Here is a 15,575-nt window from a genome sequence, read left to right on the forward strand (position 1 = left end):
CCGCTTTTCCGCCTGTCCGGAAGGATCACCCGTCCGTGGTTGGACGGGGTGGACAAGGCACGTACCCGGAAGGCCGGAATCCGGTGGTGCGGGTACGCGGCGGGGCCGGAACGGTGCGTCCCGGCCCCGCCGCGAACGGCTCAGCTCTCGTCGTTGTCGACCCAGCTCATCAGCTTGCGCAGCTTCTTGCCGGTCGTCTCGAGCAGGTGCTCCTCGTCGGCCTTCTTGTACTCGTTGTACTTCGGCAGACCGGCCTTGTACTCGGCCATCCAGTTGTTGGCGAAGGTGCCGTCCTGGATCTCGGCGAGGACCTTCTTCATCTCGGCCTTGGTGGCGTCGGTGATGACGCGCGGGCCGGTGATGTAGTCGCCCCACTCGGCGGTCTCGGAGACCGACCAGCGCATCTTCTCCAGGCCGCCCTCGTACATGAGGTCCACGATGAGCTTCAGCTCGTGGAGGCACTCGAAGTACGCGATCTCCGGCTGGTAACCGGCCTCGGTCAGGGTCTCGAAACCGGCCTTGACCAGGGCGGAGGCGCCACCGCAGAGGACGGCCTGCTCACCGAACAGGTCGGTCTCGGTCTCCTCGGTGAAGGTGGTCTTGATGACGCCGGCGCGGGTGCCGCCGATGCCGGCCGCGTAGGACAGGGCCAGGTCGAAGGCCTTGCCGGTCGCGTCCTGCTCGACCGCCGCGATACACGGAACGCCGCGGCCCTCTTCGTACTGGCGACGGACCAGGTGGCCCGGGCCCTTCGGGGCGACGAGGGCGACGTCCACGTCCGCCGGCGGCTGGATGAAGCCGTAGCGGATGTTGAAGCCGTGACCGAAGAAGAGCGCGTCGCCGGCCTTCAGGTTGTCCTTGATGGACGCCTCGTAGACCTCGGCCTGGATCGGGTCCGGGGTGAGGATCATGATGACGTCGGCCCAGGCCGAGGCCTCGGCAACGGAGACGACCGTCAGGCCCTGCTCCTCGGCCTTGGCCTTGGACTTGGAGCCCTCCTGGAGGCCGACGCGGACGTCGACACCGGAGTCGCGCAGGGACAGCGCGTGGGCGTGGCCCTGGCTGCCGTAGCCAATGACCGCGACCTTGCGGCCCTGGATGATGGACAGGTCGGCGTCGTTCTCGTAGAACAGCTCGGCCACTGGGATATCTCCTTGGTGCGCTGGTGTTGCTCCCACCGTACGGCGGGGAACGGAATATCAGGTTTCAAGTCTCGCTATGCGAGCAGAGGGCTCTGTCGCCGGGCGAGGGGGAAGAACGGCTCAGGCGCTGCGGTCGAGCGCGCGCAGGCTGCGGTCCGTGATGGACCGGCCGCCACGCCCTATGGCGATCGTGCCGGACTGCACGAGTTCCTTGATGCCGAAGGGCTCCAGCATCTTCAGCATCGCGCCGAGCTTGTCCGTGCCGCCGGTCGCCTCGATGGTGACGGCATCCGGGGAGACGTCGACCGTCTTGGCGCGGAACAGCTGCACGATCTCGACGATCTGCGAGCGGGTCTCGTTGTCGGCGCGGACCTTCACCAGGACGAGCTCGCGCTCGATCGCGTGGTGCTGCTCCAGCTCGACGATCTTGAGCACGTTGACCAGCTTGTTGAGCTGCTTGGTCACCTGCTCGAGCGGCAGGTCCTCGACGTTGACGACGATGGTGATGCGGGAGATGTCGGGGTGCTCCGTGACACCGACCGCCAGCGAGTCGATGTTGAACCCGCGGCGGGAGAACAGCGCGGCGATCCGGGCGAGGATGCCGGGCGTGTTCTCGACCAGGACGGAGAGCGTGTGCTTGGACATGTCGGTCGTTCTCTCTTTCGCTCTTCGCTCAGTCGTCTTCGTTGTCGCCGAAGTCGGGACGGACGCCCCGGGCGGCCAGGACCTCGTCGTTCGAGGTGCCGGCGGCGACCATCGGCCACACCATGGCGTCCTCGTGGACGATGAAGTCGATGACCACCGTACGGTCGTTGATCGCGTTGGCCTCGGCGATGACCTTGTCCAGGTCGGCCGGGTCCTCGCAACGCAGCGCCACGCAGCCCATGGCCTCGGACAGCTTGACGAAGTCCGGGACGCGGGTGCCCTTGCGGGGGGCGCTGGACTCGCCGAGCTGCGAGCCGACCGCGGTGCCCTGGCCGGTCTCGTCGGCGTGCAGGACGGTGTTGGAGTAGCGCTGGTTGTAGAACAGCGTCTGCCACTGGCGGACCATGCCCAGGGCGCCGTTGTTGATGATCGCGACCTTGATCGGGATGTTGTTCAGCGCGCAGGTGACCAGTTCCTGATTGGTCATCTGGAAGCAGCCGTCACCGTCGATCGCCCAGACCGTGCGCTCCGGCATGCCGACCTTGGCGCCCATCGCGGCCGGGACCGCGTAGCCCATGGTTCCGGCGCCGCCGGAGTTCAGCCAGGTGCGGGGCTCCTCGTAGTTGACGAAGTGCGAGGCCCACATCTGGTGCTGGCCGACGCCCGCCGCGAAGATCGTGCTCTTCGGCGCGAGCGCGCCGATCCGCTCGATGACCTGCTGCGGCGAGAGCATGCCGTCCTCGGGCAGGTCGTAGCCCAGCGGGTAGGTCTCGCGCCAGCGGTTGAGGTCCTTCCACCAGGCGGTGTAGTCGCCCGCGTGGCCGTCGGTGTGCTCGGACTGGACGGCCTGGACCAGGTCGGCGATGACCTCGCGGGCGTCGCCGACGATCGGGACGTCGACGGCCCGGTTCTTGCCGATCTCGGCCGGGTCGATGTCCGCGTGGATGATCTTCGCGAAGGGGGCGAAGCTGTCCAGCTTGCCGGTCACGCGGTCGTCGAAGCGGGTGCCCAGCGCGATCAGCAGGTCCGCCTTCTGCAGCGCGGTGACCGCGGTGACGGCGCCGTGCATGCCGGGCATGCCCACGTGCAGCGGGTGGCTGTCGGGGAAGGAGCCGAGCGCCATCAGGGTGGTGGTGACCGGGACGCCGGTCAGCTCGGCCAGGACCTTCAGTTCGGCGGTGGCGCCGGACTTCATGACGCCGCCGCCGACGTACAGGACCGGGCGCTTGGCCTGACAGATGAGCTTGGCGGCCTCGCGGATCTGCTTGGCGTGCGGCTTGGTGACCGGCCGGTAGCCCGGGAGGTCCTGGTGCGGCGGCCAGCTGAAGGTGGTCTTCGCCTGGAGGGCGTCCTTGGCGATGTCGACCAGGACCGGTCCCGGGCGGCCGGTGGAGGCGATGTGGAACGCCTCGGCGATCGTGCGCGGGATGTCCTCGGCCTTGGTGACCAGGAAGTTGTGCTTGGTGATCGGCATCGTGATGCCGACGATGTCCGCCTCCTGGAAGGCGTCGGTGCCGATCGCCTTGGAGGAGACCTGACCGGTGATCGCGACCAGCGGCACGGAGTCCATGTGCGCGTCGGCGATCGGGGTGACGAGGTTGGTGGCGCCGGGCCCGGAGGTCGCCATGCAGACGCCGACCTTGCCGGTGGCCTGCGCGTATCCGGTGGCGGCGTGACCGGCGCCCTGCTCGTGGCGGACCAGGATGTGACGGACCTTGCGGCTGTCCATCATCGGGTCGTACGCGGGGAGGATGGCGCCGCCCGGAATGCCGAAGACGGTGTCGCACCCCACCTCTTCGAGAGAGCGGATGAGGGACTGCGCACCCGTGACGTGCTCAACTGCGGCGGTGTGGGATCCGCCGTTACGGGCCCGCGGCTGCGGATGGTGGGCCCCGGTGGCCTGCTCGGTCATCGGCATTCTCTTCTCGAAGCTGAGGGTTTTTGCGAGGGTTCGGTGTGTGCCAGTGCAACAAAAAACCCCTCGTGCCGGGAGGCAAGCGAGGGGAGCGCGTCGGGTGCAGTGAGCGGGGGCATGATTGACCCTGCTTCAGCCGACGCGCTTTCCAAGTACGAGAATTCGGGTGCGCATGGCACTGACCCTCCCTCCGGCGGGAGGTCGATGTCAAGCGGGTGGGACGGGCGTCTCATTATTTGAGCCCCTATGGACGGCCATCGAGCCCCCGAGGGACCCGCCGGCCAAGGCGGGATGAACCGCCGCGCCCGGTACAGGGAACGTACCGCGCACGAGCGCGCGGCGCAGCCGGTACTCATCGAGAGGCCCGGAGAAGGCCATCCCCTGGCCGTGTGTGCAGCCCATCGCGCGCAGCGCCATGAGCTGCTCGGGGAGGTCCACCCCGTCGGCCACCGACTGCATTCCCAGATCGTTTGCGATCCGCAACAGACCTGCGGTGATCTTGTGCAGCCTGGGCGATTCGACCACACCTTCGACCAGGCCCCGGTCCAGCTTGAGCACGTCGACGGGGAGCCTGCGGAGGGCGCTGATGGCCGCGTAACCGCTGCCGAAGCCGTCCAGGGCGATTCGGACGCCGAGCCGCCGCAAGGCCGTCAGGCGGCGCTCCAGCTCGTCGAAGGGGACTCTGGGGTCGCTGTCCGCCAGCTCGATCACCAACGCGTCGGGCGGCAGCCCGTAGCGGGTCAGCAGGGATTCCACCGAGCCGCCCGGCATCGACCGGTCCAGGAGCCGCTGGGCGGTCATCCGGACGGCCACCGGTACGTCGTGCCCGGAGCGGTGGCGGTCGGCCGCCTGGTCCACCGCCTCCTCCAGCAGCCAGCGGCTCAGCTCGGCGGTCCGGGTGGCGTCCGGCGCGGCGGTCCCGGCCGGTCCCGCGGCCCCGCCGGGGCCCGCCGCGCCCTCGCTGTACTCGGCCACCCGGAGGAATTCCGCGGGGGTGAAGAGGATCCCCTGGGCCGACCGCCAGCGGGCCTGCGCGGCCACCGCCGTGACCGCGCCGTTGCCGAGGCAGACGACGGGCTGGTGGAGCAGCGCGAACTCGCCCTCGTGGAGCGCGGTGCGCAGCCGCCCGGCCAGCTCCGCCTTGCGGACCACCTCGGCCTGCATCTGGGGCGCGTACAGCTCCACCCGGTTCTTGCCGCCGGCCTTCGCCCGGTACATGGCCAGATCCGCATTGCGCATCAGGTCCGAAGGGGTGATGCCGGGGTCGGCGAAGGCCACGCCGATGCTGGCGGCGACCCGGACCTCGCTGCCCGCGATCCGGTAGGGCTGGGAGAGCGTGGTCCGCAGGCGGTCGGCGATCTCGTGGACCTGGTACTCGCGGGCGGAGCGGTCCCGGTTGCCGTCGCCGAGGATCAGGGCGGCGAACTCGTCCCCGCCGAGCCGGGCCGCGGTGTCACCGGCCCGGACGGAGTCCTGGAGGCGGCGGGCGGCCTCGACGAGCAGTTCGTCGCCCGCCTGGTGGCCGATGGTGTCGTTCACGGCCTTGAAGCCGTCCAGGTCGATGAAGAGCACCGCGGTGCTGTGGTCCCCGGCCCGGCGGCCGGTGAGGGCCTGGCGGACCCGGCGGGTGAACAGGGCCCGGTTGGGCAGGTCGGTCAGCGGGTCGTGCTCGGCGCTGTGCTGGAGCTGGGCCTGGAGCCGGACCCGCTCGGTGACGTCCCGGCTGTTGAGGATGAGCCCGCCCTGGTGCCGGTTGACGGTGGACTCCACGTTGAGCCACTCGCCGCCGCCGGACTTGAAGCGGCATTCGATGCGGGTGGTGGGCTCCTCGGCCGGTGGCGCGGCGAGGAACCGGCGCACCTCGTGGACCACCCGGCCGAGGTCCTCGGGGTGGATGAGGGCGGAGAGCTCGCTGCCGACCAGTTCCTCGGCGTCGCGGCCGTAGACCCCGGCGGCGGCGGGGCTGACGTAGCGCAGTATCCCGGTGGGCGCGGCGATCATGATCACGTCGCTGGAACCCTGGACCAGGGAGCGGAAGTGGTTCTCCTTCTGGGCAAGTTCCTGGGTCAGCGCGATGTTGTCGAGGAGCATGATGCCCTGCCGGATGACCAGGGCGAGCACGACGGTGCAGCCGGTGAAGACGACCATGCGGTCGACCTTCCGGCCCTCGATCACGTTGTAGAGGATGCCGAGGGTGCACACGGCGGCGGCGAGGTACGGGGTCAGCGCGGGCAGCGACCCGGTGATCGGGCGGCTGACCGGGCGGTCTTCGCGCGCGTGCGCGGAGAGCTGCTCGCCGGCGCCGTGCGCGGCGCCCCGGCGGGCCGCCGCCGCACGTCCCGCTCCCCCGGCGCCGCGCCGCGGGCGCGGGCGCGGGGCGGGCGCGGGGCGAGGTGCCTCGGGGAGCGGCTGCATCCGCCGGGCGCCCCAGGGCGCGTAGGCCAGGAGCAGCGAACCGGCGAACCAGCCCGCGTCGAGCAGCTGGCCGGACTGGTAGTGGGCGCTCAACAGCGGCGAGGTGAAGAGGGCGTCGCTGAGCACGGTGAGCGCGAGGGCCGCGATGGCCGTGTTGACGGCCGAGCGGTTGGTCGCGGAGCGGCGGAAGTGCAGGACCAGCACCATGGAGACGAGCGCGATGTCCAGCAGCGGGTAGGCCAGGGACAGTGCGGCGCGCGGGACGCTGCCGAGGGCGCCCGACTGGGCGGTCCGGGCGGCGTGCGCGAGGGCCAGGCTCCAGGACAGGGTCAGCAGGGATCCGGCGATCAGCCAGGAGTCGAGTGCGAGGCAGACCCATCCGGCCCGGGTGACGGGGCGCTTGGCGAGGACGAGGAGTCCCACGATCGCGGACGGTGCGAAGCAGAGGAAGGCGAAGTCGGCGACCGAGGGTTTCGGCACGTCCTGGCCGAGGACGACCTCGTACCAGCCCCAGACGAGGTTGCCGACGGCCGCCATGAGCGAGGAGAACGCGAACAGCAGCCAGGCGGGGCGTTCACGGCGGCCGATGGTCCTCGCGTAGTGGAAGCAGGAGACCGCGGCCAGTAAGCCCGCGCCGCTGAGGCCGAAGTCGCCCATGATCTCGGCGGCTTCCTTGGTCCCCCAGCCGACCGCGGCCCCTACGGCATAGCCGGCGCTGATCACGGCGAGGAGGAGCTGCGCCGCCAGGCCCCGGCCGCCACTGACGGCGGGCGGCCGGGTCAGCAGGGCCCCGGGGGCGCTCACCGGTCCGCCCCGGTGGCCGGTTTCGGCACGCACTGTCGTCGCTTTCGGCGGTCGCGCCGCGTCGGATCGTTCGCCCATTGGCCGTACATCGCCCGTCGCCCCCCAAAATGTCTGAATCACTCCCCAGCGCCAGACCAACGCGCTGCAGCCCCTTGGTCCGGACGATACACCACTTTCGTCACTCAGGGACATAGAAGCTCTACTCTCCGTCACCACCAGGGGAGTTGTGGACACGCGCCGCGCTCGCGCGACTACGCGGGGTGCGCGGAGCGGGCTCAGCCCGTGGTCAGCACCGTGTTCGCGAGCGGCTCGCCGGCGGCCAGTGCGGTGAGCTGGCGGACCACCAGTCGCTTCGCCCGTGGCTCGAAAGCGGAACTGCTGCCCCCCACATGAGGGGTGATCAGGACATTCGGAGCATGCCAGAGGGGGTGCCCCTGGGGCAGCGGTTCGGGGTCGGTGACGTCGAGGGCCGCCCGCAGCCGCCCCGACTCCACTTCCTTCAACAGGGAGTTGGTGTCCACGACCCCTCCGCGCGCGACGTTGACGAGCAGCGCGCCGTCCCGCATACGGGCCAGGAACCCGGCCCCCGCGAGCCCCCGGGTGTCCTCGGTGAGCGGGGTGGAGAGGATCACCACGTCGGCCTGCGGCAGCAGCCCCGGCAGGTCGGCGAGGGCGTGCACGGGGCCGTGCGGGGCGGTGCGCGCCGAGCGGGCGACGCGGATGATCCGCGCGCACTCGAAGGGGGCGAGCCGGTCCTCGATGGCGGCGCCGATCGATCCGTAGCCGACGACGAGGACGGTCCGGTCGGCGAGGGCGTCGTAGAAGCCCGAGCGCCACTCCTCGCGGTCCTGGCCGCGGACCATGCCGGGGATCCCGCGCAGGGAGGCGAGGACGAGGGTGAGCGCCAGCTCGGCCGTACTGGCCTCGTGGACGCCGCGGGCGTTGCACAGGTGCACGCCGGGCCGCAGGTCGTCGAGGCCGCCCAGGACGTGGTCGATGCCCGCGGTCAGGGTCTGCACCACGCGCAGGTCGGGCATGTGCGCGAGCGGGCGCAGGGTGACTTCCGGGGACTTCATGTAGGGGGTGACGTAGAAGACGCAGGCCGCAGGGTCGGCCGGGAACTCCTCCTCGCCGTCCCAGTGCCGGTAGCGGTACGCGTCGGGGAGACCCTCGATCTCCTCGGCGGGGAAGGGCAGCCAGACGTCCTCGGTCTTTGAAGTCATGATCGCGAGGCTATGCGAAGCGATCCCGGTCGAGCCGTTAGTTTGTGTGGCGGACCGGGAGGGGGACCCAGGAGTGGAGCGCAGGTCGATCGGGGCATCGGCTCTGACGGTGGGTGCCATCGGGCTCGGCTGCATGCCGATGAGCTGGGGGTACGCCGCCTCGGGGCGCCGGAGCGAGGAATCGCTGCGGACGGTGCACACAGCGCTGGATCTGGGCGCCAGCCTGCTGGACACGGCCGACATCTACGGGCCCTACACCAACGAGCTGCTGGTGGGGCGGGTGCTCCAGGAGCGCCGGGCGGAGGCATTCGTCTCGGCCAAGGTCGGGCTGCGGGCGGGCGACCAGCACGTGGTGGCCGACGGGCGGCCCGGGTACGTGCGGCGGGCGTGCGACGCCTCGCTGCGCCGGCTGCGGACCGACGTCATAGACCTCTACCAGTTGCACCGGGTGGATCCCGACGTGCCGGTGGAGGAGACCTGGGGGGCCATGGCCGACCTGGTCGGGGCAGGCAAGGTGCGCGCGTTGGGGTTCTGCGCGCTGGGGGCGGGCGCGGGGCCCGGGGCGGGGCGGCTCGGGGACCGTGCCTACACGGCGACCCTGCGCCACCTGGACCGGATGCAGCAGGTGTTCCCGGTGAGCGCGGTGCAGGCGGAGCTGTCGGTGTGGTCGCCGGAGGCGGCCTGGCAGCTGCTGCCGTGGTGCCGGACGCGCGGGGTGGGGCTGCTGGCGGCGATGCCGGTGGGCAGCGGCTTCCTGACCGGGACGCTGACGCCGGGGCAGGGCTTCGAGGAGGCGGACGCGCGGGCCCGGCACCCGCGGTTCACGGCGGACGCGATGGCGGCGAACCAGGTGCTGGTCGCGGGGCTGCGGCGGATAGCCCGGCGGCACGAGGGGCCGGGCGGGCGGCCCGCGACGGTGGCCCAGGTGGCGCTGGCGTGGGTACTGGCCCAGGGGCCGCAGGTGGTGCCGGTGCCGGGGGCGGAGCGGGCGTCCTGGGCGGCGGAGAACGCGGGGGCCGCGGAGGTGCGGCTGACGGCGCTGGACCTGGAGGAGGTCGCGGCGCTGCCGGTGGCGGTGGGGGCCTGGGACTGACCGGGACGCGGTGGTCCGCCGGGCCGTCCGATCGGCCTCTTCCCCGTTCGGAGCCGTCCATCCCCACTCGATCGAGTGTACGAAGGTGTGGAACTTCGGCGACGGCGGCGGCTGTTGAGACTGGTGACCGGCAGGATCGACGGGCAGTGGGCAGGCGAAGGGAGCAGGGCGATGGGTGCGGGAGCGATGCGGGGCCGCGGCGCGGCAGGGAGCGCGGCGGTACGGAGCGGGGCTGGACGGGGTGTGTGGGCGGCCGTGGCCTTGGTCGGCTGCGGGGCGTTGGTGGTGGCCGGGTGCGCTCCGGCCGGCGGGCCGGGGTCCGGGGCCACGGCGGGTTCCTCGCCACCGGCGCGGGGGGCGAGCCCTTCGGGTGGTTCCGCCTCCGCGGGGGCCCCGACCCCGGGGCCACCGGCGAAGGGGTCGGTGACGGTGTCCGGCGAGGTGGCCAAGGGCCTGGAATCGCCGTGGGGCGTGGCCCCGTTGCCGGGCGGGGACCTGTTGGTCGCCTCGCGGGACAAGGGCACGATCACCCGGGTCGACGCGAAGACGGGCAAGGCGACGGAGATCGGCAAGGTCTCCGGGGTGGCCCCGGGCGGCGAGGGCGGGCTGCTCGGCCTGGCCCTGTCCCCCTCGTACGCCTCGGACCACCTGGTCTACGCGTACTTCACGACGGAGTCCGACAACCGGATCGCCCGGCTCAGGTACGACGAGCAGAGACAGCCCGGCCAGCAACTGGGCGCCCCCGACACCGTGTTCCGGGGGATCCCCAAGGGACTCGTGCACAACGGCGGCCGGATCGCCTTCGGCCCGGACAAGATGCTCTACGCGGGGACGGGCGAGACCGGGGAGACCGGGCTCGCCCAGGACAAGAAGTCGCTGGGCGGGAAGATCATCCGGATGACCCCGGACGGACAGCCCGTGCACGGGAATCCGGAGGCCGATTCGGTCGTCTACTCCTACGGTCACCGCAATGTGCAGGGGCTGGCCTGGGACAAGGACAAGCGGCTGTGGGCCTCGGAGTTCGGCCAGGACACCTGGGACGAGCTGAATCTGATCCAGCCCGGCGGCAACTACGGCTGGCCCGATGCCGAGGGGAAGGCGGGCAAGCCCGGTCTCATCGACCCGGTGGCCCAGTGGAAGACCGATGACGCCTCACCGAGCGGGATCGCCTTCGCACAGGGCTCGATCTGGATGGCGGGGCTCAAGGGCGCCCGGCTGTGGCGGATCCCGCTGGACGGCACCAAGGCGCTCGCGGAGCCCGAGGCCTTCCTCCAGGGGGCGTACGGGCGCCTGCGGACGGTGGTGCCCCTGGGCGGGGACAAGCTGCTGCTGGTCACGAGCGAGACGGACGGGCGCGGGACGCCCGAGGCGGGGGACGACCGGATCCTGAGCCTGACGGTCCGGTAGCCCGCCGCTCCCGGCCGCCCACCGATCCCGGGGGGTCCGCCGATCCCGGGGGCCCGCCGCTCCCGACCGCCGGGGCCGGGAGCCGGAGCCGGGGCCGGGAGCCGCTGCCTCAGGAGGGGACGGGGGCGAACAGGCGCAGGCGGTGGGCGAGGGCTGCCGCCTCGCCGCGGCCGGCGACGCCCAGCTTGGCCAGGATGTTCGAGACGTGGACGCTGGCCGTCTTCGGGGAGATGAAGAGCTCCTCGGCGATCTGACGGTTGCTGTGGCCCGCCGCGACCAGGCGCAGCACGTCCCGCTCGCGGCTGGTCAGGCCCAGGCTCTCGACCGGGTCGGTGTCGGGCCCGGTGGGGGCCGGGGCGGCGCCCTCGTCGGGGGCGGTGAGCTGGAGGCGGCCGCGCCGGGCGAGCAGCGCCAGGTCGTCGCGGAGCCGGAGCGAGCCCAGCTGCTCGGCGGTGGCGTGGGCCGCGCGCACGAGTGCGGCGGCGTGCTCGCGGTCGCCGCCCGTGGCCAGCAGTGACTCGGCGACCCGGTGGCGGGCCCGGGCCAGCAGGTACGGGCGGTCCAGCGGCTCGATCGCGGCCTCGACGGCGGTCCAGTCGGCGGGGGTGTCGCGGTCCTCGGCGCGCAGCAGTTCGGCGCGGACGAAGTCGGCGTGGGCGGCCCACAGCGGCACCGGGGCGGCCAGGTCGGCCATGGCCCGGCGCAGGGTCCGTACGGCCTCCTCGTGGCCCGCGGCGGCGGCCGGGAGGCCCCGGGCGTCGGCCTCGGCGGAGGCGGCGGCCAGGAGCAGGGGCCAGGCGTAGCGGTGGTGGCCGAGCGGGAATCCGGCGCCGATCGCCTCGGCGACCTCGGTGCGGACGTCGGTGATCCGGCCCTCCAGCGCGGCCAGGCCGACGGCCAGGCGGTACATCGGGATCCGGTGCTGGGGCTGGGCGTCGTGGGTGCCGAAGTGCTGGTGGGCGGCGGCGAGCCACTCGGCGGCGCCGGCCACGTCGCCGCGGGCCAGGGCGAGGTAGGACAGGCGCGCCGAGGCCATGCCGCGCGGGGCGGCGCTCTGGCTGACGCGCAGGGTGCGTTGGGCCGCCTCGGTGGCCTCGTCCCAGCGGCCGAGGCTGTAGAGGCTCTCCGCCATGTTGCCGCGGACCCAGGCCTCGGAATCCAGGAGCCGGGAGGCTCCGACGAGTTGGACGCCCGCTTCCGCGAGTTCCACCGCTTCCCGCGAGCGGCCGTTGTTTTCGAGCTGAGAGGTGAGATTGATGTGAACACGACCCGAGAGCATGGCCAGGCCGAGTTCGGCGGCCCGTTCCTTGACCTCCTCCATCAGGGCGAGCCCGCCCGCCACGTCCCCGGCGTCCGCGAGCAGGGAGCCCAGGGTGATGCGGGAGTGCAGTTCGACTTCCTGGGCGCCGACCATCCGCGCGTACTCGACGGCGCGTTCGGCGGCCGCGATGTTGTCGAGGCCGGGGTTGTGGATCATGCCCCAACCGGCGGCGCGGGAGAGCACCTCGGCGTGCACGTGGGACGGGGGCAGCCCCTGGACGAGTTCCTGGGCGGTGCTCAGTTCGGCCCAGCCGTCGCCGCGGCCCAGGCTGGCGACCAGCTTGGAGCGCTCGGTCCAGAACCAGGCGGAGCGCAGCGGGTCGTCCTCGTCCTCCAGCACCCGCAGGGCCATCTTGGTTATCTTCAGGGCGCGATCGCGCTCCCCGCCGAAGCGGGCCGCGACGGTGGCCTCGGCCAGCAGGTCGAGGCGGCGCAGCGGGGTCGTCTCCGGGTCGCAGCCGCAGGGCGGGTACACCTCGGTGTAGTCCGCCGGGCGCAGCTCCGCGCGGACCTCGGCGGGCGCGCTCTCCCACAGGTCGATGGCCCGGTCCAGCAGCCGCAGCTGTTCGGAGTAGGCGTGTCGGCGGCGGGCGGTAACGGAGGCGGCCAGCGCGGCGGGCAGGGCCTTGGCCGGATCGTTGGCGTAGTACCAGTAGCTCGCGAGCCGGATGGTCCGCTCCGAGCTGCAGACGAGGTTCTCGTCAGCCTCCATGGCCTGTGCGTAGCGGCGGTTGACGCGGGCCCGTTCGCCCGGCAGCAGGTCGTCGCTGACGGCTTCGCGGACGAGGGAGTGCCGGAAGCGGTAGCCGTCCCGGTCGGCGCTGGCCAGCAGGATGTTGGCGCCGACGGCGGCGCGCAGCGCCTCGATCAGGGCGTCCTCGGGCAGCTGGGCGACGGCGAGGAGGAGCTCGTGTTCGACGGTGGAGCCGCCTTCGGCGACGATGCGCACCACGCGCTGGGCGGCGTCGGGCAGTACCTCGACGCGCACGAGCAGCAGGTCGCGCAGGGATTCGGTGAGGCCGGTGCGGCAGCCGCTCTCGCGGCAGGCGACCAGTTCCTCGACGAAGAAGGCGTTGCCGTCGGAGCGGTCGAAGACGGTCTCGACCAGTGCCTCTTCGGGCGGCGCGGCCAGGATCCCGGCGAGCTGGCGGCGTACTTCGGCGCGGTTGAAGCGGGAGAGTTCGATGCGCTGGACGGAGCGCAGCCGGTCGAGTTCGGCGAGCAGCGGGCGCAGCGGGTGGCGGCGGTGGATGTCGTCGGCCCGGTAGGTGGCGACGACGACGAGCCGGCCGGTGGAGAGGGTGCGCAGGAGGTAGGCGAGGAGGTGCCGGGTCGAGGTGTCCGACCAGTGCAGGTCTTCCAGGACGATGACGACGGTGCGGTCGGCGGCGAGGCGTTCCAGCAGGCGTACGGTCAGCTCGAAGAGCCGGGCGGTGCTCTCCTCGTCGTGCGGTCCGCGGGGGGTCTCGCCGAGTTCGGGGAGGATCCGGGCGAGCTCGTCCTCCTGGCCCGCGGCGGCGGCGGTCAGCTGCTCGGGGAGCTGGCGGCGCAGGCTGCGCAGGGCGGCGGAGAAGGGGGCGAAGGGAAGACCCTCCGCCCCTATCTCCACACAGCCGCCGACGGCGACGACGGCGCCGCGCCGCTCGGCCTCGGCGAGGAACTCCTCGGTGAGGCGGGTCTTGCCGACCCCGGCCTCGCCCCCGATGAGGAGGGCCTGCGGTTCCGGGCCCGCGGCCCGGGTCAGTGCGTCGGTGAGTACGGCCAGTTCGTCGGCGCGGCCGACGAACACCGGGCTGACAGATCTGGTCTCCACGCCGCCGAGCATCGCACAGCGTTGCTGGGGAGTGACACCGGATATTGGTGCGCTTCTCATCACGTGTCAGATCACGTGGTGCGTGGCGCGGGTTACGCGGCCGGGGTGAACCGGCTGCGGGTCTCCCTCACCGGCCTTTCCGAGGCCTTCTTGAGAGAGAAGGCGCGGCGCCCGAACCGGGCCTTGGCCAGGCGCACCTGGCGGTACTCGGCGGCCTCACGGATGAGCTCGTCGCGGTGGGCGATGGCGATCTCGTACACGAACATCTCGTACTCCCTGGTCCTGTTTCTCGGACACCTCGTTCGGTGTGATCCAAGAATCTCGTCCCAGGGGGTGCGCGGGCATCGGGCGCATGCCGCATCTCGGTGCGGTCGGGGGCCTTAGGCGGGTGGCCCCGGGGCGCCGGGCGGACTAAGGCGGGGTGCGCGCCCGCCCGGCGGCCTAGGGAGTGGCTCCTGGGCGCTGCCCAGGGGTGGGGCCTAGGCGGCGGGCGCGGCCTTGGGGAGGGGGAAGAGGACGTCGAAGTACATGAGGCCGAAGATCAGCACGCCGATGACGCCGAGCGCGACGGCGACCCAGGAGGCGGCCTTGACCCACTGCGGGTTGACCCGGCCGGGGGCGCCGAAGGAGGGACCGACCAGCACGAACATGCCGATGAGGAGGGCGATCGTGGAGAAGACGCCGTTGACGAGGGCGGTCATGTGCCAGCCGTCGCTGTACAGGGCCTGGATCTTCTGCTCGGTCGAGGTGGCGTTGACCGAATCGATCTGGCCTATGAGGCCCTGGCGCTCGGTGATCACCCGGGCGACCCAGGTGCCGCTGAGGGCCACGAGGGAGAGACCGGCGCCGGCGATGGCCGCGGCGGCGGCGAAGACGCCGGTGGGGCGGTCCTCGACGTCCTGGTCCAGGAACGCGTCGGACTCCTCGTCCAGTTCGCCGTCGGGGGCGCCGACCACGTCCGCGATGTCGCTGACCTCGGCATCGGTGGCGGTGGTCGCGGTGGCGGTGGCCTCGGCCGACTCCTTGGAGTCCGACTCGGGCGCGTTCTGGGCGGGGGTCTTCGTGGTGTCCATGCGGGGCACCGTAGGCGGCGTATCTGAGAGGTTCCTGAGAGCCGCATGTGCGGCTGTCCGCCGGGGCGCCCGCGGGGGTCCGCCGCCCGGGTCCGCGGGTCCGGGCGACCCGTCCGACCGCGGTCGGACGGGCGCGCCGGTCCGCGGGCTCAGCCCTGTCGGGCCGCGTCCCATTCGTGGGCGAGAAGGGCCCAGATCTCGGTGTTCTGGAGGACGCCGCGGTGGCGGTGGCTCTCGCGCAGGACGCCCTCGCGGGTCATGCCGAGGCGCTGGGCGACGGCGAGGCTCTTGGTGTTGAGGGCGGAGGCGTGCCACTCGATGCGGTGCATGCCGCGCTCCCGGAACGCGTAGTCGATCAGGACCCCGCAGGCCTTGGTGATCAGGCCGCGTCCGGCGGCGGCGGGCTCCAGCCAGCAGCCGATCTCGCAGGTGCCGCCGTCCGCGTCGAAGGTCCGGAAGAGGACCCCGCCGACGAGGGTGCCGTCGACCCGGATGCCGTAGAGCCGGCCCGTGTCGGTGGCCGCCTTCTGGGCGTAGTTCCCCAGCAGGGTGCGGGCCGACGCGAGGTCGGTGGCGGCGTCGGGGAAGCCGATGTGCTCCCCGATGTACGCGCGGCCGCGCTCCATGTGTGCGAAGAACTCTTCGGCGTGCCGGATCTCCAGGGGGAACAGCTGGGCGTCGTCGGCCAGGTGTATCGAGAACATGCGGGTTCCTTCGGCTCCTGT

11 protein-coding genes are annotated in these 15,575 nt (G+C 72.2%); 2 read left to right on the forward strand and 9 right to left on the reverse strand.

From position 1 onward, the window contains the following. Positions 1 to 140: 140 nt before the first annotated feature. From ilvC to ACFWAR_RS21780, 5 genes are all read right to left on the reverse strand, one after another. Positions 141 to 1,142 (reverse strand): ketol-acid reductoisomerase, encoded by a 1,002-nt coding sequence (ilvC, locus tag ACFWAR_RS21760; RefSeq protein ID WP_351048434.1) that lies wholly within the window; start codon positions 1,140 to 1,142, stop codon positions 141 to 143. Between the two features lie 120 nt (positions 1,143 to 1,262). After that, entirely contained in the window at positions 1,263 to 1,787 is a 525-nt protein-coding gene (ilvN, locus tag ACFWAR_RS21765; RefSeq protein ID WP_354380022.1) for an acetolactate synthase small subunit, read from the reverse strand. Positions 1,788 to 1,815: 28 nt separating this feature from the next. Continuing rightward, positions 1,816 to 3,705 (reverse strand): acetolactate synthase large subunit, encoded by a 1,890-nt coding sequence (locus ACFWAR_RS21770; RefSeq protein ID WP_385779524.1) that lies wholly within the window; start codon positions 3,703 to 3,705, stop codon positions 1,816 to 1,818. Positions 3,706 to 3,909: 204 nt separating this feature from the next. Further along, on the reverse strand, positions 3,910 to 6,921 hold the full coding sequence (locus tag ACFWAR_RS21775) for a putative bifunctional diguanylate cyclase/phosphodiesterase (RefSeq protein ID WP_385779526.1): 3,012 nt from the start codon (positions 6,919 to 6,921) through the stop codon (positions 3,910 to 3,912). Between the two features lie 275 nt (positions 6,922 to 7,196). After that, on the reverse strand, positions 7,197 to 8,144 hold the full coding sequence (locus tag ACFWAR_RS21780; RefSeq protein WP_385779528.1) for a 2-hydroxyacid dehydrogenase: 948 nt from the start codon (positions 8,142 to 8,144) through the stop codon (positions 7,197 to 7,199). A gap of 73 nt (positions 8,145 to 8,217) precedes the next feature. On the opposite strand from ACFWAR_RS21780, the gene ACFWAR_RS21785 reads away from it, so the two are divergent. Together ACFWAR_RS21785 and ACFWAR_RS21790 are read left to right on the forward strand one after the other, a co-directional pair. Further along, positions 8,218 to 9,237, forward strand: a complete 1,020-nt coding sequence (locus ACFWAR_RS21785; RefSeq protein WP_385779530.1) for an aldo/keto reductase — start codon at positions 8,218 to 8,220, stop codon at positions 9,235 to 9,237. 186 nt (positions 9,238 to 9,423) lie between these two features. Next, positions 9,424 to 10,644, forward strand: a complete 1,221-nt coding sequence (locus ACFWAR_RS21790; RefSeq protein ID WP_385779614.1) for a PQQ-dependent sugar dehydrogenase — start codon at positions 9,424 to 9,426, stop codon at positions 10,642 to 10,644. Between the two features lie 109 nt (positions 10,645 to 10,753). Here the strand turns inward: ACFWAR_RS21790 and ACFWAR_RS21795 are convergent, their stop codons facing one another. The 4 genes from ACFWAR_RS21795 to ACFWAR_RS21810 form a co-directional block, all read right to left on the reverse strand. Then, on the reverse strand, positions 10,754 to 13,789 hold the full coding sequence (locus tag ACFWAR_RS21795) for an AAA family ATPase (protein WP_385779532.1): 3,036 nt from the start codon (positions 13,787 to 13,789) through the stop codon (positions 10,754 to 10,756). 80 nt (positions 13,790 to 13,869) lie between these two features. Next, positions 13,870 to 14,043 carry a hypothetical protein gene (locus ACFWAR_RS21800; protein WP_385779534.1) on the reverse strand — a complete coding sequence of 58 codons (174 nt, stop codon included), beginning with the start codon at positions 14,041 to 14,043 and terminating at the stop codon, positions 13,870 to 13,872. A gap of 213 nt (positions 14,044 to 14,256) precedes the next feature. Further along, positions 14,257 to 14,850, reverse strand: coding sequence for a hypothetical protein (locus tag ACFWAR_RS21805; protein WP_385779536.1), 594 nt, complete (start codon positions 14,848 to 14,850; stop codon positions 14,257 to 14,259). Positions 14,851 to 14,999: 149 nt separating this feature from the next. Beyond that, positions 15,000 to 15,554 (reverse strand): GNAT family N-acetyltransferase, encoded by a 555-nt coding sequence (locus tag ACFWAR_RS21810; RefSeq protein WP_385779538.1) that lies wholly within the window; start codon positions 15,552 to 15,554, stop codon positions 15,000 to 15,002. Positions 15,555 to 15,575 lie beyond the last annotated feature (21 nt).

Source organism: Streptomyces sp. NPDC059917 (assembly GCF_042730635.1).
Taxonomy (GTDB): Bacteria; Actinomycetota; Actinomycetes; order Streptomycetales; family Streptomycetaceae; genus Streptomyces.